Origin of the sequence: Halopseudomonas oceani (assembly GCF_963677335.1) — a bacterium.
In the GTDB taxonomy this organism is placed as follows: Bacteria; Pseudomonadota; Gammaproteobacteria; order Pseudomonadales; family Pseudomonadaceae; genus Halopseudomonas; species Halopseudomonas oceani.
The window spans coordinates 3575531-3593391 of sequence record NZ_OY781932.1 but is presented as its reverse complement, the minus strand read 5'-3'; the positions used below and the strand labels follow the sequence as shown (position 1 = coordinate 3593391).

General features: G+C 54.9%; 17 protein-coding genes. 13 read left to right on the top strand and 4 right to left on the bottom strand.

All coding sequences use genetic code 11. From position 1 onward, the window contains the following. The first annotated feature begins 3 nt into the window (after positions 1 to 3). The 11 genes from ACKPCU_RS16845 (at position 4) to pseI (ending at position 10220) form a co-directional block, all read left to right on the top strand. Entirely contained in the window at positions 4 to 1752 is a 1749-nt protein-coding gene (locus tag ACKPCU_RS16845) for a carbamoyltransferase family protein (protein WP_321348481.1), read from the top strand. Next, positions 1752 to 2852: a hypothetical protein gene (locus ACKPCU_RS16840; protein ID WP_321348478.1), complete on the top strand. Its 1101-nt coding sequence runs from the start codon at positions 1752 to 1754 to the stop codon at positions 2850 to 2852. The genes ACKPCU_RS16845 and ACKPCU_RS16840 overlap by 1 nt, the downstream gene beginning before the upstream one ends. 11 nt (positions 2853 to 2863) lie before the next feature. Continuing rightward, positions 2864 to 3862 carry a UDP-N-acetylglucosamine 4,6-dehydratase (inverting) gene (pseB, locus tag ACKPCU_RS16835; protein WP_104737341.1) on the top strand — a complete coding sequence of 333 codons (999 nt, stop codon included), beginning with the start codon at positions 2864 to 2866 and terminating at the stop codon, positions 3860 to 3862. Then, the gene (gene pseC / locus ACKPCU_RS16830) at positions 3862 to 5010 is read left to right on the top strand and encodes a UDP-4-amino-4,6-dideoxy-N-acetyl-beta-L-altrosamine transaminase (RefSeq protein WP_104737486.1); all 1149 of its coding nucleotides are present in this window, start codon (positions 3862 to 3864) and stop codon (positions 5008 to 5010) included. Before pseB ends, pseC begins: the two co-directional genes overlap by 1 nt. Continuing rightward, a complete protein-coding gene (gene pseF / locus ACKPCU_RS16825) occupies positions 5007 to 5702 on the top strand; it encodes a pseudaminic acid cytidylyltransferase (protein ID WP_228245868.1) in 696 nt (231 codons plus the stop codon). The genes pseC and pseF overlap by 4 nt, the downstream gene beginning before the upstream one ends. A 130-nt stretch (positions 5703 to 5832) precedes the next feature. Beyond that, positions 5833 to 6744: a glycosyltransferase gene (locus tag ACKPCU_RS16820; protein WP_321351869.1), complete on the top strand. Its 912-nt coding sequence runs from the start codon at positions 5833 to 5835 to the stop codon at positions 6742 to 6744. Continuing rightward, on the top strand, positions 6741 to 7382 hold the full coding sequence (locus ACKPCU_RS16815) for an LbetaH domain-containing protein (RefSeq protein WP_104737338.1): 642 nt from the start codon (positions 6741 to 6743) through the stop codon (positions 7380 to 7382). The genes ACKPCU_RS16820 and ACKPCU_RS16815 overlap by 4 nt, the downstream gene beginning before the upstream one ends. Position 7383: 1 nt before the next feature. Beyond that, positions 7384 to 7977, top strand: a complete 594-nt coding sequence (locus ACKPCU_RS16810) for a hypothetical protein (RefSeq protein ID WP_228245870.1) — start codon at positions 7384 to 7386, stop codon at positions 7975 to 7977. 1 nt (position 7978) lies between these two features. Then, entirely contained in the window at positions 7979 to 8908 is a 930-nt protein-coding gene (locus tag ACKPCU_RS16805; RefSeq protein WP_321348475.1) for a ketoacyl-ACP synthase III, read from the top strand. 32 nt (positions 8909 to 8940) lie between these two features. Next, complete coding sequence (locus ACKPCU_RS16800; protein WP_104737335.1) at positions 8941 to 9177, top strand: acyl carrier protein; 237 nt, start codon at positions 8941 to 8943, stop codon at positions 9175 to 9177. Beyond that, positions 9177 to 10220 carry a pseudaminic acid synthase gene (gene pseI, locus ACKPCU_RS16795; protein WP_104737334.1) on the top strand — a complete coding sequence of 348 codons (1044 nt, stop codon included), beginning with the start codon at positions 9177 to 9179 and terminating at the stop codon, positions 10218 to 10220. Before ACKPCU_RS16800 ends, pseI begins: the two co-directional genes overlap by 1 nt. A gap of 612 nt (positions 10221 to 10832) precedes the next feature. Here pseI and ACKPCU_RS16790 read toward each other — a convergent pair. Next, on the bottom strand, positions 10833 to 11429 hold the full coding sequence (locus ACKPCU_RS16790; protein WP_321348470.1) for a lipopolysaccharide kinase InaA family protein: 597 nt from the start codon (positions 11427 to 11429) through the stop codon (positions 10833 to 10835). 109 nt (positions 11430 to 11538) lie between these two features. On the opposite strand from ACKPCU_RS16790, the gene msbA reads away from it, so the two are divergent. Beyond that, positions 11539 to 13326 carry a lipid A export permease/ATP-binding protein MsbA gene (gene msbA, locus ACKPCU_RS16785; protein ID WP_321348468.1) on the top strand — a complete coding sequence of 596 codons (1788 nt, stop codon included), beginning with the start codon at positions 11539 to 11541 and terminating at the stop codon, positions 13324 to 13326. Positions 13327 to 13374: 48 nt separating this feature from the next. Continuing rightward, on the top strand, positions 13375 to 14805 hold the full coding sequence (gene hldE / locus ACKPCU_RS16780) for a bifunctional D-glycero-beta-D-manno-heptose-7-phosphate kinase/D-glycero-beta-D-manno-heptose 1-phosphate adenylyltransferase HldE (RefSeq protein ID WP_104737329.1): 1431 nt from the start codon (positions 13375 to 13377) through the stop codon (positions 14803 to 14805). A 26-nt stretch (positions 14806 to 14831) separates the two neighbouring features. On the opposite strand, the gene ACKPCU_RS16775 is transcribed toward hldE, so the two are convergent. Genes ACKPCU_RS16775 through ACKPCU_RS16765 form a run of 3 tightly spaced genes read right to left on the bottom strand, consistent with a single transcriptional unit; the run spans position 14832 to position 17689 of the window. After that, positions 14832 to 15707 (bottom strand): metal ABC transporter ATPase, encoded by an 876-nt coding sequence (locus ACKPCU_RS16775; RefSeq protein WP_321348465.1) that lies wholly within the window; start codon positions 15705 to 15707, stop codon positions 14832 to 14834. A 3-nt stretch (positions 15708 to 15710) separates the two neighbouring features. Then, positions 15711 to 16514, bottom strand: coding sequence for an aldo/keto reductase (locus tag ACKPCU_RS16770; protein ID WP_321348463.1), 804 nt, complete (start codon positions 16512 to 16514; stop codon positions 15711 to 15713). Then, positions 16511 to 17689, bottom strand: a complete 1179-nt coding sequence (locus tag ACKPCU_RS16765) for an FAD-dependent oxidoreductase (RefSeq protein WP_321348462.1) — start codon at positions 17687 to 17689, stop codon at positions 16511 to 16513. The genes ACKPCU_RS16770 and ACKPCU_RS16765 overlap by 4 nt, the downstream gene beginning before the upstream one ends. Positions 17690 to 17861: the final 172 nt, after the last annotated feature.

The window sequence follows — 17861 nt, the reverse complement described above, 5'->3', positions numbered from 1 at the left end:
ACCGTGGGACTTACAGTACTTGGCCTTTCTGGCGCCTTGAGTCACGACCCATCTGCCGCCTTGTATGTTGACGGTAAACTGATTGCTGCCGTCGAAGAAGAGCGTTTTGTGCGTGACAAGCACGCCAAGAACCGTATGCCCTACGAGTCGGCCAAGTTCTGCCTGGAGCAGGCGGGTATCACACCGGCTGATGTCGATGTTGTCTGTATTCCGTTCGCACCGATCAGCCTGTTTGGTAGTAAGGCCCGTTGGCACTACGCCAAGCGTTACTGGTACGCCCCTGATCGTTCCCTGGATGCGTTGCTGACTGGCAACCGCCGCTTCAAACGCTATCGCAAGAAGATTCTCTGGTGCCTGGAGCAGCTCGGCTTTGATGCCAAGAAGGTCCGTTTGGAACCAGTGGAACATCACCTGGCGCATGCATCCAGTGCCTATCACTGCTCGGGCTTTAGCGAGAAGACCGCGATTCTCGGCATCGACGGCAAGGGCGAATACGCTACAACATTCTTCGGCTGGGGCGAAAACGGCAAGATCCACAAAATCAAGGAATTCTACGATCCGGATTCGCTGGGCGGTCTGTACGGTGCAATTACCGAATACCTCGGCTTCGAGATGCTCGACGGCGAGTTCAAGGTCATGGGTATGGCTCCCTATGGTGACGCCGCCAAGTACGACTTCTCCCGGCTGGCCAAGTTTGAAAATGGCGAGCTGATCATCAACACCGACTATGCCAACGTTATCGGCTTCCGTCGCTACAAGGAAAAGGGCAAGGGCTACTACTTCTCGCCCAAGCTGATCGAATGGCTGGGGCCGAAGCGTGAAGGCGACATCGCCGATGACCCCTACATTCATTACGCAGCGGCGATGCAGGCGCTGTTTGAAAAGCTGGCGCTGGAGATGATCGACTACTATCTCGGCGATATCCTGAAAGAAACCGGTCGGCTTGCCTTTGCTGGCGGTTGTGCGCTGAACGTGAAGCTCAACCAGCGCATCATCGCGCGTCCGGACGTTAAGGAGCTGTTTGTGCAGCCGGCTTCCGGTGACGCTGGCACCGCTGTGGGGGCCGCTGCCTTTATATCGGTCAAGAACGGCGTGCCGATCGAAAAGATGGAGCACGTTTACCTCGGCCCGTCCTACAGCAATGAAGACATCATTGCCGCCTGTGCTCGACACCCGAATAAGCCTCAATGGCAAAAGATCGACGACGTGCCGCAAGAAATCGCCAAGGTGCTGGTTGAAGGCAATCCGGTTGCCTGGTTCCAGGGGCGCATGGAGTTTGGCCCCCGTGCACTGGGTGGTCGCTCAATCATCGGTTGTCCGAGTGTTGACGGTGTAGCTGACCGCATCAATGAACAGATCAAGTTCCGCGAGCGCTGGCGCCCGTTCTGTCCGTCTATGCTCGATACCGTAGCCCCGCAGATGCTGAGCGTTGATCACCCGTCGCCCTTCATGACGTTCACCTTCGATGTTAAGGAAGGCTGGGCCGAGCGTGTGCCCGAGGTCGTGCACGAGGACGGTACCGCGCGTGCCCAGGTGCTCAAGCGCGACTACAACCCGCGTTACTACGATCTGATGAAAGAACTGGAGGCCATGACGGGTAATGGTGTGGTGCTCAATACCTCGCTGAACCGCCGTGGTGAGCCGATGGTTTGCTCACCGACCGATGCGCTGAACATGTTTTATGGGTCTGATCTGCAGTTCTTGATCATGGAAGATATTTTGGTTGTGAAAAATAAGGCTGATGCTCGCTGATGACAAATCAGGATGTCGTCTATTTCTCCAAAATGTTCCAGGCTGTTCCTGCGTTGGCGCAGGTTGAAAGGGTGCTTCCTGGAACATTTGTAAGTAATCGCCGCTCCACTCTCCGTGCGGCAAAGCGCATTTATCCCGATTTGGAGACAGCACGATATTCGAAATATCTCGGGCGGTTTTCCCGAGGGAATCGGATGCTGCAAGACGCGGGTGTGATCGTTACCGGTTCGCCCTATAAAGGGTTTCTCGCTCCGTATGCTGCGAAGAAATGTACTGTATTTCATGGGACATATACGCTGCTGAGTCGAGAGGCACTGGAGCGCAATAGCCACTTTGATTTGCTTTGCATCATAGGGCCACGTATGCGTAGCATGATTGAGCGCTATGCTGGAGATATAGACTTGAACACGGTAGAAACTGGCTTTCTACCGTTTTGTGAGTTTCCGGACCGAACGGAGTCGTTTCGCTTAGAGATGCTGGGGCGCTTGGGCCTGAATAAGCAGTATAAAACGCTACTTTACACCCCAAGTAGGAGGGGGTACGGGTCCTGGGATAGCGTTGCGGAGCAGATTTTGATGACGGCACCGCGGGAGATGAATCTGATATTGCGGCCACACCCCAGCCAAGGGCTGACGCCGCGGCGAGCAGACAAACAATCCATACAGCGATTGTCATCCATTGCGAGAAAGCGCGGAAACGCGCTTATTGATTTGTCTGATTGGCCACTGTCATCGTATCTCGCGATTGCGGATGTGCTCGTGTCTGACGCGAACTCCCCTGCAGAAGAATCAATGTTTTATGATATTCCTTTGATCTTTACAGAGACAGAAGCCTTGGGCCGTAAGGCCGTTGTTGAAAATGGCAGAAAGGCGAAGCTAGATCAAGATCACATAGATATGCGCCTGTCACTTTTTGAGTCTGGAGTTTGTGTGGATGCAGCATCAGCACTTGATTTCACCAGTCTCGTAAGCGATGCACTGACGTCGTGTGATGTGTTTGCGAAAAAAAGGGATAACTATGCCAAGTGGGTTTTTGGTCATAGGGATCGACTTGCTAATGTCCGAGTTGTCGAGGCGATAAAGTCGTCATTTTTTAATTAGGTGCTATTGATATGTTTAACAACAAAACTATTCTGGTTACTGGTGGTACCGGTTCTTTCGGAAATACTTTTGTGCCGATGACGCTCGCAAAATATAATCCTAAGAAGATTATTATATTTTCAAGGGATGAGATGAAGCAGTGGGATATGGCCAAGAAGTTTGAAGATGATCCCCGTATCCGTTTTTTTATTGGTGATGTTCGTGATAAAGAGCGCCTCTATAGAGCGCTGGACGGTGTTGACTACGTGGTTCATGCGGCAGCCACCAAAATTGTACCTACCGCAGAGTACAATCCGTTTGAATGTGTAAAGACCAATATCAATGGTGCCATGAATCTTATTGATGCATGTATCGATAAGGGCGTAAAAGGCGTCGTCGCGCTTTCCACCGATAAGGCGAGTAGCCCGATTAATTTGTATGGGGCGACAAAGTTAGCGTCGGATAAGCTTTTTGTTTCAGGTAATTCGTATTCGGGGGAGCATGGCACCCGGTTCTCAGTCGTTCGGTACGGCAATGTCATGGGGTCGCGAGGATCTGTTATTCCGTTCTTTATGTCCATCAAGGACAAAGGGGTTCTTCCGATCACGGACGAGCGTATGACGCGCTTCATGATCTCTCTGGAGGAGGGGGTGGAGCTTGTCTGGCACGCATTCCAAGATATGGAAGGCGGCGAGATATACGTCAAAAAGATCCCCTCAATGAAAGTTGTAGACCTGGCGAGAGTCGTCGCACCTGACGCGAAACAAGAGGTGGTCGGTATTCGTCCTGGCGAAAAGCTACACGAGCAAATGATCAGCGCTGAGGACTCTTACTATACGTATGAGTACGACGAGCACTTCAAAATTCTTCCGAGTATCCACCAGTGGGCGGCGTGTCCCCAGCGCATAAAGGACGGCAAGCTCGTTCCAGAAGGGTTTGTGTATTCAAGCGATAATAATTCGGAATGGATGTCCGACGCGGATTTGAAAAGCTGGATCGCTTTGAATGAAAGCAAAATCGGAAAGATATGATGATCCCATATGGACGGCAGGATATTCGACCCGCTGACATTGATGCTGTTGTCGAGGTTTTGAATTCTGATTATCTAACTCAAGGGCCGGCTGTTCCGCGTTTTGAACAGGCTATGGCAGAACGTGTTGGCGTGAGCCATGCGGTGGCTGTTAATAGTGCTACCTCGGCTCTGCATATTGCCTGTCTCGCATTGGGGTTGGGCAATGGCGATCTTATGTGGACTAGCCCGATAACGTTTGTTGCTTCCGCCAACTGTGGCCTTTATTGCGGCGCTGAAATCGACTTTGTCGATATTGACCCGGTCAGCTATAACTTGGACCCCGTTGCTCTCGAAGAAAAGCTGAGGGCTGCCAAAGTGGCAGGGAGGCTCCCAAAGGTAGTTGTTGTCGTCCACCTTTGTGGACAGTCGGCAGACATGAAATCCATCAAAGCATTATCCGACGCATACGGGTTTCATCTCATCGAAGATGCATCTCACGCGGTCGGAGGAAAGTACGATGGCGGCTATGTCGGTAACTGCAGGTACAGCGATGTAACCGTTTTTAGCTTCCACCCGGTGAAGATTATTACTACTGGTGAAGGGGGGATGGCGTTGAGTAATGACAACGCCGTCGCCGAGCGGATGAGGCTTTTTGCCAGTCATGGCGTGACACGTAACACCGAGCAAATGACCAAGGAACCTGATGGGCCTTGGTATTATCAGCAAGTTGCGCTCGGCTTCAATTACCGTATGACAGACCTACAGGCGGCGCTCGGCTGTTCGCAGTTAAGTCGGCTAGACGAGTATATTGTACGCCGACAATACCTTGCCGACAGGTACGATCACCTCTTGGGCGACACTCCTGTGGTGACGCCTGTGCGGTCTGTAGATGCTTCCTCGAGTTTTCACCTGTACGTCATTCGAGTCGCCCCTTCTCATCGCCAAGCGTTGTTTGAGCATCTTCGAGGGAAAGACATCGGAGTCAATGTCCACTATATTCCAGTCCACACTCAGCCCTACTATGAGGCTTTGGGATTCAAAAGTGGTGATTTTCCGGAAGCTGAGCGTTATTACCAAGAGGCTATTTCACTGCCTTTGTACCCTGGGCTTTCGGAGTCCGATCAGGACTACGTGGTTGCGACTCTGAAGGAGTTCTTTTCGTCATGAGGTTGGCGGTAATACCCGCTAGAGGCGGTAGCAAGCGCATTCCGCGGAAGAACTGCCGTCTGTTTTTTGGTAAGCCGATGATCGCTTGGAGTATTGAGGCGGCGCTGCAGTCTGGCTTGTTCGATCATGTTGTTGTGTCGACTGATGACGAGGAGATCGCGAGCATAGCGCGAGATTTTGGTGCTGATGTTCCGTTTTTTAGGTCGCCCGACTTATCAGGTGACCTTGTTGCTACCAGACCGGTTGTCAACGACGCCATACATCGTATTGGAGCGCTGTACGGTCCCCCCTCACAGGTCTGCTGTCTTTACGCAACGGCTCCATTTGTCACGCCTGAGGACTTGGTTGCGGCACATGCAATGATGGCGCAGGGTGGGGTCGAGTTCGTTTTTTCGGTCGCCAAGTATTCGTACCACATTCAGCGTGCTTTGAGGGTCAACTCGAAAGGGTTTGTTGAGATGTGCGAGCCTGACTACGCGGCCAGCCGTTCACAAGATCTGGAGGATAGATTCCACGACGCTGGCCAGTTCTATTGGGGGCGCGCAGATGCGTTTCTTTCCAACAAGAGTGCGTTGCAAGCCGCATCTTTGCCATATGTGATGCCTCGCGAGCGGGTGCAGGATATCGACACTCCCGAAGACTGGAGGTTTGCAGAACTGTTGTTTCGACTGCTCCATGAGCAGCATGATTAGTCCGCGGGTTGTGTTTCGGTGTGATGCCAGCTCCCAAATAGGGATGGGGCACATGATGAGGTGTAGGGGCTTAGCCGAGGCTTTGGTTGATCTCGGTGTCCGTGTGCTGATGTGTGGGCCCTCATTGGAAATGAAGAGCTCGTTAGATGACGTTCTGTTTGAGGAGTGGCTGCCTCGCCGGTGGCATTCAGAGCAGGAAGAAGCACGATTCCTGTCGCAGTTGCCTGCAGTAAAATCTGGCGCTTGGGTAGTGGTGGATGACTACAGGGCTGGTGCCGATTTTCAGCGACATCTGTACGCTCGTGGCGTCAAGCAATGCCATTTTGTTCCGCCAAGTGTCGAAGGTGTTCTTGCAGAGGTGGCAATTTGTACCAACCCTGCCGTTCTCGCCCTTGATTACTCGCGTTTGCTCACTGTGCCCGGCGGGGTGTTTTTGGCAGGCGCTGACTATGCGGTTCTGAGGCAGTCGTTCCAAAAGGTGGGGCCCGCGCGTCAGCGAAGGGAGCTGAATTGCTTACTGATGACGTTTGGCGGCGGCGATGATCGAGGTGCGGTTAAGCTTGCTGCTTCTGCTTTGGATGTGCCGTTCATGTCATCGCTCAATGTGATCATTGTTTCCGGGCAAGGTAACCCGCGAAACTCAAGTAATGCTGGGTTGCTTCGACGGCTACAGTACTTGAATGCTGAGTACGTCGTTCAGCCGGAAAATTTCGTCGACTTGTTAGCTAAGGCTGACTTGGCGGTAATGGCCGCAGGCACGACCTGTTACGAGGCGGCTAGGATGGGATTGCCGATGTTGTTGTGCAGCATCGCGGATAATCAGGTAAGTCAAGGTGCGGCTTTCGAACGGCTGGGATGCGCCAAGTACTTGGGAGAGTTTGAACAGCTTGCTCCACAGGCGTTACAGGAAACTGTTATGCATCTCATGTCGGATCCGAGTCAGCTCGCAAGTATGAGTCTCTCCGCCAGTCGAGTGGTAGATGGTAACGGTGCTAAGCGCATAGCTGCTGTAATTTCGCAGCAGATGAGGTCAAGTTTATGAAGCGAGTAGTGATTCTTGGTGGGAATGGCGATGGCCTGGTCGCGGCAGAGGTGATACGAGACCTTGCCTTGGCAGGAGAGGCTGTTGAACTGTACGGTTTTTTGAATGACCACCAAGACGTTGGCAGTTTTATCGAGGGGTGGCCGGTTTTAGGTAGGACTTCTGACTGGCAATCGCTGGATGATGATGTGCTTTTTCATTTTTCATTGCTCAGTGTCGGGAAAATGAAAGAACGGTCCGAACTGATATCGAGTTTTGCCATCCCGCGAGAGCGAGTGATTAGCTTGATACATCCAACCGCGAAGGTCTCCTCTAGCTGTGAGGTGTCGGCCGGCGTGTTGATTACTGCGTATGCTGTGCTTCAGCCAGGTACGAAAGTGGGGTTCGGCTGCAGTATTCGATCCGGCGCCAATCTTGGGCACGATGTCGATGTTGGTGAGTTCTGCTATGTTGGCCCAAACGCCACACTATGTGGTTACGCCAAGCTTGGGAGCGGCTCTTACATCGCACCCAACGCGGTGGTGAGAGATAGAACCGAGGTGGGGGATTTTGCCGTTTTGGCAGCAGGCTCTGTGGCCTACAAACCGCTGCCTGAAGGCTCAACATGGATCGGAAATCCTGCCAGAAGGGCTGTCTAGAATGAGTTTTATAGAGAGTTTGGTACTAAAATTCAAAGGTGAAAGAGCCTATTTACACGGCACTGATATTTATCAGGCACTGTCCTCTGTTGCTGAGAAACAGGGCTGCGGACATGTAAAGAGAGTGGTGTTCAGGCGCGCTGCGATCAGGCAATTGGATGTTGTCGATCAGGCCCCAGTTGATCCTGCAGTTGTTGTGGCTCAGGCCGATATCGGTGGCTTCGAGAGCTGTTCTGCGTCTCGTAAGCTTTGGTTGATTGAGCGCGACGATGAAGTGTCTGAGCGCTACGGGTATCCTGAAGACCAGGTAGTTGCTGGTAGCGTCGTCAGCGAGCAAAAGAAAAGTATAACGAAGCACAGAAATAAAGAGTTTCTGCTTATCGAGGAAGTGGTTGCAATGCATAAAAAGCTTTGCAATGCGCTTTTTGGTTCCGGTAACTGGTTATTCTCTCAGCTTGACGTAGCTGATCGGCTCGTCGATGGGGCAGAAGAAATCCTGCTTGTGAATAAGAGCTGTCTTTCTGGTCGCTTGGTTGTTAGTGAGGTTTTTCTTGACCAAGAAAAGGTCGCTACCATACGTTTTGTCAGGAGTTGACATGATTGGAGTCAAGGCGGTTGCGTCCTACATTCCTGAGGCCTGCATCGACAACTTCGAACAGGCTTCACGGTTCGGTGAGCCAGAAAGTTTTGTTTCAAACAAGATAGGGGCTGAAAAGCTTCCGATTAAGTCTGATATGGAAGAAACGTCTGACTTGTGTGTTGGTGCGGTGCGTGCTTTGCAGAAGAAAGTACCGGGGTTTGATCTGAGCGCTATTGATGCTCTTGTTGTTGTCACGCAGAACGGTGATGGTGAGGGGCTCCCTCACACATCTGCCATCGTGCACGCTAAGCTCGGCCTCGGCCCGAGTGTCGCCGCCTTTGATATATCTCTTGGTTGCTCTGGCTATGTGTATGGGCTTCATGTGTTGAAGGCGTTCATGGAGGGTATCGGGCTCGAAAACGGCTTGCTTTTGACTGCCGATCCTTACTCGAAAATTGTCGATAAGGATGATCGTAATACCGCGATGTTGTTTGGTGATGCTGCAACAGCAACGTGGATGGCACATGAGCCGGAGTGGTTATTGGGTAAGGCTGATTTCGGTACCGATGGCGCTGGAGCAGAGTTTTTGCGAACGGAAAAGGGCCGGCTGCATATGAATGGCCGGCAAATATTTAATTTTGCTTCCATGAATGTTCCACGCCAGTTAAAGAAGGTTCTGGTGGAGTCGGGTTACACCAGCGCTGACGTTGATGCTTATCTACTTCATCAGGGTAGCGCAGCGATTATCGAGTCGATTTCGCGGCGTTTTGGTGAGGATGCATCAAAGTTTGTCTTGGATATGGGCTCTACGGGGAATACCGTGTCATCCTCTGTCCCGCTGCTTCTTGAAAAAAACTGGGATAGGCCATGGCATCGCTTGGTGCTTTGTGGCTTTGGGGTTGGGTTGTCTTGGGCTACTACTCTACTAGAGCGGGCTGACGGATAACTGCTGGTGGTCGTGAAATTTTTGGAGTTTTTATGATTGATATCTCTACTATCGACGCAGCAATGAAGGCCGCTGCGATTGAAGGGTCGGCTTTTGATTTGAATCCGGAGGTGAGCCTTGCAGAGCAAGGCCTGGATAGCCTCGACTCGTTCAATTTGTTGTTGGAACTGCAGGACCTCACTGGTGTTTCTGTTTCCGATGACGAGGTCGAAAAGCTTTCGACGCTTTCTCGTATTATTGAGTTCTTCAACGCCGCGTCAGGTTCATAATGGAAATAGGTGACTCTATGTTTTCCGCTGCGCGCCCACCCTTTATCATTGCGGAGATGTCGGGCAATCACAACCAGTCGCTTGAGCGCGCATTTGAGATTGTCGATGCTGCTGCGGAGGCGGGTGCACATGCGATCAAGCTGCAGACATTTACAGCGGAGACCATGACGCTGGACGTTAAGGAGGGTGAGTTTAATATCTCTGATCCTAACTCCTTATGGGCTGGGCAAAATTTGTATGCTCTGTATCAGAAGGCGTGTACGCCTTGGGAATGGCACAAGCCGATCATGGATCGCGCAGCTGAGCGGGGAATGGTGTGCTTCAGCTCTCCTTTTGATGAAAGCGCGGTCGATTTTCTCGAGTCGCTTGATGTGCCGTGTTACAAGATAGCGTCGTTTGAGTGCATTGACTTGCCCTTGATCAAACGCGTGGCAGCCACAGGGAAGCCGGTAATCATCTCGACAGGCATGGCCAGTCTTTCCGAGATTAATGACGCGGTTGAGGCCGCTCGCTCTGCTGGTTGCCAAGAGCTGGTTTTACTCAAGTGTACCAGTACTTATCCTGCCTCTCCCTCGAATACCAACCTCAGAACAATCGCGCATATGCGCGACTTGTTTGGCTGTAATATCGGGCTTTCAGATCACACGATGGGTGTGGGCGCAGCTATCGCAGCCGTTGCCATGGGAGCGACTGTCATAGAGAAGCACTTTACTTTGAGTCGTGCTGACGGAGGTGTTGACTCTGCCTTTTCACTTGAGCCGGCGGAGTTGAAGACGCTTGTAGAAGAAACGGCTCGCGCATGGGAAGCCTTGGGGAGCATTAAATACGGACCGACAGATGCAGAGAAAGTTGCTGTTACACGGCGGCGTTCGCTGTACATCGGTGAGGATATGAAAGCTGGGGACGTGTTTACCGCAGATAACTTGCGACGAATTCGACCGGGGCATGGTCTGCCGCCGAAGTACTACGAAACGCTGCTGGGTCGGCGAATATCGAAAGACGCCGCGAAAGGAACTCCTGTTGAGTGGTCTCTTCTGCTGTAATGTATCTGAAAGGCGCTTGGCCTGGGCAATATAACACCTAGGCCAGGTGCAGGCTTATCACTTGGGCCGAATGCTGTTCTCTTTGTGGGTGATGTAAACGCTGTTATCTGGAATATCTTTGTTTACGAAGCTCATGGCGCCAATATTGACGTTATTGCCTATTCGTAGGCCGTCTCCGATGATGCAGCTGTTAGCGCCGATGGAAACGCTGTCGCCGATGCTGATCCCTTTACTCCCGGGCCTTGAGCTGCCAATGGTTGTGCATTAGCGTATTGAGCAGTTCTTCCCCATTCTCAAGCCGGAGAACACGACAATGGCCGTCGGGTGTCCGAGCCAGAGTCCCTTGTCGATTTCGGCGCCGAGAGTGATTTCGACGCCGAACTTTCTCACGAGGGACTTGTTGATTCGCTTTCCCTAGGATTTCACTGTCCGGTTTTTCTTGTTGTATAGGTATTGGGAAAGGCGCAGCCAAAAGAGACAGTTGTGCGGATTGCTGCGATTCACCCGGCGAAGGATCTTTAGCCAGGAAATCTTCTTGTCTTCGCCAAGCAATTCAGCATGTCAAAATTCTTTAAGTTCAGCGAAATTGTTAAGCATGAGCTTCTATCTCGTTCAGTGGTGTTCGCGTAGCAAGTCTCGAGCTGCGGGGATGGCCAAGGAAAAGTCACTGTCATACCGTAACAGGTGGCGATAATTGCGTTTGCGCATGTTGCGGTTGAGCGACTTGCCCAAGCAACGCAGGTCTGAGATGTCGATCAGACCGAGCTGGCCATCAGGTGTGAGCACGATATTGCCGAGGTGTAAGGAGCGAAAATAGACACCCTTGTCGTGCAGTGAGGTTATAAAGGAAGCCAGTTGCGCGAATAGGTGTTGCTGATCCAGCGAGGGGTCAGTCTTGAGCAGGCTACGCAGAGTTTCGCCAGCAAGAGGGTGGTAGTGAACCACGCTTCGGTAGGGGGTCAGCAGCTTGTAGGTGGAAATTACCTGCGGGCAGGGGACGTCAAGCTTGCGCAGCGCAGCAGCGTTAGCTGCAAAGCGTTCGGCAGGCGGGAAGAACAGCGTCTTCGAGAACCAGCTCTTGCGGCGAAAAAGCTTGAGCATGGTGCCGTCGCTCAGTAGCAGCACCTTTTCTCCGTAGCGATCCTTTTCAAGAACGCGTGCATCCAGGCGCCACGACTCAAACTGCTCTTCACTTAGTAGCTGCATCATGCTTTTCCAGCTGAAAAACCCGAATTCTATCGTACTTTCAGCTCGCAAGCTTTGCTTCTCGGAGCTTGTGGTAGACTGCAGCGCACTCGTTTTACCTACTGAAGGTCACATGACTGACGCTGCCAAAGAAAGCTTTGCCCGCTCGAGCGTGCGCATATACGCGCGCCTGCTTGGCTACGTAAAACCCTATTGGAAGGCCTTTGCCTTGAGCATCATTGGCTTCGCGGTCTTTGCCTCCGCTCAGCCGGCGATGGCCTGGATGCTGAAGTATTTTGTCGATGGACTGCAGAGCGGTGAGAACGCGATGTTCCTCGGTGTACCGCTGATCTGGGGGTTTCCTGCGTTCATTGTGGGGATTGCCTTCTATCAGGGGGTCGGCTCCTATCTGGGTAATTACTTCATCGCCAAGGTCTCGCTGGGTGTGGTACACGACCTGCGCATCGCGTTGTTCAACAATCTGCTGACGCTGCCCAATCGTTACTTTGATCAGCACAACTCGGGCCATCTTGTTTCCCGCATTACCTTCAATGTCACCATGGTGACAGGCGCGGCTACTGACGCAATCAAGGTGGTGTTTCGGGAAGGGATGACGGTGATCTTTCTGTTCGCCTATCTGTTGTGGATGAACTGGATGTTGACGCTGGTTCTGATCGCAATTCTTCCGGTTATCGGCTTGATGGTCACCAGCGCAAGCAAGAAATTTCGCAAGCAAAGCAAGAAGATCCAGACCGCGATGGGGGATGTGACCCACGTGACGTCCGAAACGATCTCCGGCTTCCGGGTGGTGCGCAGCTTCGGTGGCGAGCGTTATGAGTCTGACCGATTTCTCAAGGCCAGCACTGAAAACCGACAGCGCGGCCTGAAGATGGTGCGCACGGGGGCGGTGTTCACGCCGTCACTGCAACTGGTGACTTACAGTGCGATGGCCACCGTGATGTTCCTCGTGCTGTTTCTGCGTGGCGATGCAACGGCGGGTGACCTGGTTGCCTACATTACGGCGGCTGGCCTGTTGCCAAAGCCGATCCGTCAGCTGTCCGAAGTTAGTGCCAACATTCAGAAGGGGATTGCGGCCGCCGAGAGCGTGTTCGAGCAACTGGACGAAGACCCTGAAGTGGATACCGGCCACCAGGATATCGGGCGGACACAGGGGCGTATTGAAGTGCGCAATCTGTCATTCAGTTATCCGGATACTGATAAACCGGTGCTCAGGGATATCAGCTTCAGTGTCGAGCCCGGTCAGATGGTCGCGCTGGTTGGCCGCTCAGGCAGCGGCAAGTCGACGCTGGCTAACCTGATCCCGCGTTTCTACCATCACTCGGAGGGGGACATCCTGCTTGATGGTACGCCCATTCAGGATATTACCCTGCGCAGCCTGCGTCGCCAGATTGCTCTGGTGAGCCAGAATGTCACCCTGTTCAATGACACCGTCGCCAACAATATTGCCTATGGTGATCTAGCAGACGCTCCGCGTGAGGCAGTGGTTTCCGCCGCGCAAGCAGCGTATGCCAAGGAGTTTATCGAAGTAATGCCTCAGGGATTTGACACCCTGGTGGGCGAGAACGGCGTGCTGCTGTCCGGTGGGCAGCGTCAGCGCCTGGCGATTGCCCGTGCCCTGCTCAAGGATGCGCCGGTGCTGATTCTCGATGAGGCGACCTCGGCGCTAGACACCGAGTCCGAGCGCCATATTCAGGGCGCACTGGATCATGTGATGGAGGGGCGGACTACGCTGGTGATCGCGCACCGTCTTTCGACCATCGAAAAGGCGGATGTCATCATGGTCATGGATCAGGGCCAGATCGTTGAACGCGGAACCCACAGCGAGCTGCTGGCGCTCAACGGTTATTACGCTCGGCTGCACAGTATGCAGTTCGAGGAAGAGAGTGACGAACAACACTAATTTCTGCGTGCGCTTCGGCGCGCGTTGCTGAAACAGGTAGGCGAAACAATGAAACTGAGCATGCCCCGATTTGATTCTGCGCCGGTCCTAGTGGTGGGGGACGTCATGCTGGATCGCTACTGGCATGGGCCGACCAATCGCATTTCGCCGGAGGCACCGGTACCGGTAGTCAAGGTCGACCAGATTGAAGACCGCCCCGGTGGGGCGGGTAACGTGGCGCTGAATATCGCCGCGTTGGGCGCGCCGGCCTGGCTGGTTGGTGTCACCGGCAAGGATGAAGCTGCCCACAGTTTGCAGCAACGTCTCAATGCCGCAGGTGTTTACTGCGATTTCCAGCAGCACGAGACGCTGCCAACCATTACCAAGCTACGGGTCATGAGCCGTCATCAGCAGCTCATTCGTCTGGATTTTGAAGAGCGTTTCGAGACTGACGCCGACGCCTTGCTGGCATCGGTCAGCGGCCTGCTGGATCGGGTTCGCGTGATGATTTTGTCAGACTACGGCAAGGGCGCGCTGGTTAACCATCAGGCGCTGATCGCTGCGGCACGTGAGCGTGGTGTCCCGGTGCTGGCTGACCCCAAAGGTAGCGATTTTTCGATCTACCGGGGAGCAAGCCTGATCACTCCGAACCTATCCGAGTTTGAGGCGGTCGTTGGTCATTGCGCCAGCGAACAGGAACTGGTTGAAAAAGGTCTGGCTCTGATAGATGAGCTGGAACTGGAAGCGCTGCTGGTCACCCGTAGCGAGCAAGGTATGACCCTGCTGCGTAAGGGGGAAGGCGCACTGCATCTGCCGGCGCGCGCGCGCGAAGTGTTTGACGTGACCGGGGCTGGCGATACGGTGATTTCTACTCTGGCCGCAGGCCTTGCGGCGGGCGAGGACTTGCCGCTGGCGGTGGCGCTGGCGAACCTGGCTGCAGGTATCGTGGTCGGCAAGCTGGGGACCGCTGCGATCAGTGCCCCAGAGCTGCGCCGTGCGGTGCAGCAGGAGCAGGGCAGTGGTCGCGGTGTGCTGGGTGTCGAACAACTGTTGCAGGCGCTTGAAGATGCCCGCGCCCACGGCGAAAAGGTCGTCTTTACCAATGGTTGCTTCGACATCATCCACGCGGGACACGTCGGCTATCTGGAAGAAGCACGCTCACTGGGAGACCGGTTGATTGTGGCGATCAACGATGATGCTTCGGTTACTCGTCTGAAGGGGCCAGGGCGCCCGATTAACAGCGTTGAGCGGCGGATGACAGTACTGGCCGGTCTCGGTGCCGTTGACTGGGTGATCAGCTTCAGCGAAGACACACCCGAGCGTCTGCTGGAACAGGTCAAACCGGATGTGCTGGTCAAGGGCGGTGACTACAGCGTTGATCAGGTGGTCGGCGGACAGATCGTGCAGGCCTACGGTGGTGAAGTGAAGGTGCTCAACTTCGTCGAGAGCTGCTCGACCACTGCCATTGTTGAGAAAATCCGCGAGCGCGGGGAAGGTTAAGCCTCCCGCGCCTGGATTGGGCGCTGTCAGTCTCGTGCCAGGCCTTGTTGCAGCGGGCAATTGGCTGCGGCCACCAGCCAGCCCTGCTGCGGCGCAAAGGCCTCACTGAGTAGCAGTCCGGCAGCCGGTTGTGCAACCAGCTCTCCGCGCTGCAGGTGATACAGCTCGCCCGTCGGCTCGGCATCCCGGTATTCAGCAAGGAACAGTTCAGGGCGCTGATGATCCATGCGGGCGATTAACTCGCCGCTGTCCTGATCGAGAAATTCGTCGGCGTGCAGCAGCGACGGGCTTTCAATGTCCTCCGGCAGGGTCAGTTCCATCCGGTAGACCAGTTGCAGCGAGCTGGTAGGCAAATGCACATACGCACGTGGCCGCTCCAGCAGGTTCAGTTCTCGACACAGCACTGGCCGCGCGTTGCCGGACCGGGTGGTCAGTGTAAAGTGGCGTTCCTCGTCCCGTATCAGGCTATCGGCGTAGGGCTCGGGCAGCCAGGTGTCCTGATAACGACCTTGCAGCCAGCCAGCGCTGCCCTCTATCAGCAGCTCTTCGGCAATTTCGGTCATTACGGTCAGCAGGGGGACGCGCAGTTCGTGTGAGGGTACGTAGCCGGACAGTAGCTTGAGCACTTGGTCGCCGTGGTCCGGGCGATCCTGGCGCACCAGCAAGCGGAAGTCGCGTTGTTGCCAGTGCAGACGGATGTCGACGGAAACGCCGAGGTTGGCCAGGGTAGTCTGAAATTGATGCGGGTCCTCCAGCTGCAGTGGTTTTCGCAACTGTTGCATCTGGTCAAAGCTCAGCGGGCTGCCGACCGGCTCGTAGCGCAGGACCTCGGGGCTGGCGGTAACCGCAATGGCCTGGGTCTTGAATGCAACGGGATTCTTCCGAGCGACAATCTGAGTCATGCCTTACTCCATGCTGGACAGTACCGACAGTGCTGCGCTGACATTCTGCGCAAGGTGTTTGGGTGTAATGGTGCCGATAATGGCGCTGGTGACCCCGGGGTGGCCGAGCACCAGTTCCAGGCTCTTGCGCACCGGGTCCTCGCCATCGAGGCAGAGGTGCCCGCTGGCCAGCGCCTTTTTGATCAGGATGCCCTTGTTGTGTTGCAGGGCGAAGTCGAGCACTGCGCGTTCGGTCTGCTCGCGCAGATTGTAGGTCACCATGGCGCAGTCACCTTGCTGCAGGGCGCGCAGGCCGCCTTCAACGGTCTTGCCGGAGAAGCCGTAAGCGAGAATCAGGCCTTCGCGCTTGAGCTGGTCCAGTGTCGGGTAGACGTCCTGTTCCAGTACCTCGAGATCGTTACCGTCGGAATGCACTAGCACCAGTTCCAGCCGATCGGTGTCCAGCCGCCGCAATGAGCGCTCGACGGACTGGCGGGTGTGCCTCGCCGAGAAGTCGAAGCGAGACTCACCGTTCTCAAACTCTTCACCCACCTTGCTGCAGATGACCCAGTTGTCGCGCTGGCCTTTCAGCAGCGGGCCGAGGCGTTCTTCGCTGGTCCCATAGGCCGGGGCGGTATCGAGCAGGTTGATTCCCAGATCGCGAGCCTGCGCGAGGAGATTCTGGACGGCAGCATCGTCGGGCAGCTCGAAACCACTGGGGTATTTGACCCCCTGATTGCGACCGATCTTGACTGTGCCGAGCCCCAGCGGCGAAAGGCGCAGTCCGGTATCGCCCAGTGAGCGGTAGTAGGGTTGCAGATTGTTCATCGGAAACAGACATCCCAAAGCGGTTCGGCTACTCGCGGACGGGGCAGGTCTGCGGTGGTTGCCTGACTCAATGCCGGTGCAACCTGCTGGCGTTCCAGCTCCTGAATCATCAGGTCGCTCAGGTTGGGTGCCAGTGCCAGCTTGGTAGGCCAACTGATCAGCGCGTTGCGTACCGGCTGAACGTAGGCGTTATCAGGCCGTACCAAGCCGCTCTGGGCAGGTTCGGCGCGGTTGACCGGTAAGGTGGTCCACTGACATTCGCTCAGGTCGATCCACGGCAGCAACTCACCGAGTTCGCGGCGGGCCTGTTCAATCAGTTGATCCGGTGCCTGATTGACTCCCTGCTCGGCCAGCTCGCCGCCCAGATACCAGCACCACTGGCCATCTTCGCAGGGATGGGTGGTGACCGTCAGGCGGGGTTTCGGGCTGGCACCCAGGCAGTGTGCATAGAGCGGAGGCAGGTCTGGGCCCTTGACCAGGACCATCTGCAGTGGGCGGCGCTGCATGGCTGGTTCTTTGACGCCCCAGTCCTGCAGCAGCGCTTCGGTACCCTCACCGGCTGTCAGCACGTAACGGCGGGCCTGAATGCGGGTATTGGCCAGTTGCACGCCGGCGATGTCGCCATTGTCGTCACGCAGGATGTGCGGGTTGTTGTCACTGAGCAGGCTGTCGCCAGCCAGCTCGGCCAGGCGCCGGATGACGTCAGGCACATCCAGCACCAGCTCGCCAAGTTGATAGACCTTGCCCTTGAAGCCGGGATCGTTGAAAACGGTGGGTAACGCCTTGCCCTTGAGCTGATCAACCCGGCCGCGCAGCGCCTTGCTGGCGAAAAAACCGGCCAAATTACTGATCAGGCTGCCCGGCGACCACAGATAGTGATGCTGTGAGAGAACGCGCACGCCGCTGAGGTCGAGCTCGCCGGTGCCGGCGAGACAGTCGCGCCAGCGGGAAGGCATATCGGCAATCGCTTCAGTTGCTGCATTGAGCTTGCCGCCCAGCGCGTACTTGATGCCACCATGAATGATGCCCTGGGATTTGACACTTTGGCCGCCGCCTAGGGCGCCGCGCTCTACCAGTAAGGTCGAGTAACCAGCCTTGCGCAGGCGGGCGTTGAGCCATAGCCCGGCGATGCCGCCGCCAATGATGCAGATATCGGTGTCCAGGGTTGTACTCATGTTCTCCCACAGCTCAGGTCAAAAAGGGCCTCTAGTATAGTCATTGCCGGCGCTGCGGGTCACATCTGTTACCCTATGGAAGTGCTGATGAACCCTACACGTACTCTGCGAGTGCTCAAGCGTGGAGATGCACGGCGCGCTGTTTGCCAATAGTGGTTCTATTGGCAAACAG

What these genes read in the sequence shown, in the direction of transcription:
- ACKPCU_RS16840 (WP_321348478.1), top strand. Translation starts at nt 1,752, where the DNA reads ATGACAAATCAGGATGTCGTCTATTTCTCCAAAATGTTCCAGGCTGTT.
- pseB (WP_104737341.1), top strand. Translation starts at nt 2,864, where the DNA reads ATGTTTAACAACAAAACTATTCTGGTTACTGGTGGTACCGGTTCTTTC.
- pseC (WP_104737486.1), top strand. Translation starts at nt 3,862, where the DNA reads ATGATCCCATATGGACGGCAGGATATTCGACCCGCTGACATTGATGCT.
- pseF (WP_228245868.1), top strand. Translation starts at nt 5,007, where the DNA reads ATGAGGTTGGCGGTAATACCCGCTAGAGGCGGTAGCAAGCGCATTCCG.
- ACKPCU_RS16820 (WP_321351869.1), top strand. Translation starts at nt 5,833, where the DNA reads ATGAAGAGCTCGTTAGATGACGTTCTGTTTGAGGAGTGGCTGCCTCGC.
- ACKPCU_RS16815 (WP_104737338.1), top strand. Translation starts at nt 6,741, where the DNA reads ATGAAGCGAGTAGTGATTCTTGGTGGGAATGGCGATGGCCTGGTCGCG.
- ACKPCU_RS16810 (WP_228245870.1), top strand. Translation starts at nt 7,384, where the DNA reads ATGAGTTTTATAGAGAGTTTGGTACTAAAATTCAAAGGTGAAAGAGCC.
- ACKPCU_RS16805 (WP_321348475.1), top strand. Translation starts at nt 7,979, where the DNA reads ATGATTGGAGTCAAGGCGGTTGCGTCCTACATTCCTGAGGCCTGCATC.
- ACKPCU_RS16800 (WP_104737335.1), top strand. Translation starts at nt 8,941, where the DNA reads ATGATTGATATCTCTACTATCGACGCAGCAATGAAGGCCGCTGCGATT.
- pseI (WP_104737334.1), top strand. Translation starts at nt 9,177, where the DNA reads ATGGAAATAGGTGACTCTATGTTTTCCGCTGCGCGCCCACCCTTTATC.
- ACKPCU_RS16790 (WP_321348470.1), bottom strand. Translation starts at nt 11,429, where the DNA reads ATGATGCAGCTACTAAGTGAAGAGCAGTTTGAGTCGTGGCGCCTGGAT.
- msbA (WP_321348468.1), top strand. Translation starts at nt 11,539, where the DNA reads ATGACTGACGCTGCCAAAGAAAGCTTTGCCCGCTCGAGCGTGCGCATA.
- hldE (WP_104737329.1), top strand. Translation starts at nt 13,375, where the DNA reads ATGAAACTGAGCATGCCCCGATTTGATTCTGCGCCGGTCCTAGTGGTG.
- ACKPCU_RS16775 (WP_321348465.1), bottom strand. Translation starts at nt 15,707, where the DNA reads ATGACTCAGATTGTCGCTCGGAAGAATCCCGTTGCATTCAAGACCCAG.
- ACKPCU_RS16770 (WP_321348463.1), bottom strand. Translation starts at nt 16,514, where the DNA reads ATGAACAATCTGCAACCCTACTACCGCTCACTGGGCGATACCGGACTG.
- ACKPCU_RS16765 (WP_321348462.1), bottom strand. Translation starts at nt 17,689, where the DNA reads ATGAGTACAACCCTGGACACCGATATCTGCATCATTGGCGGCGGCATC.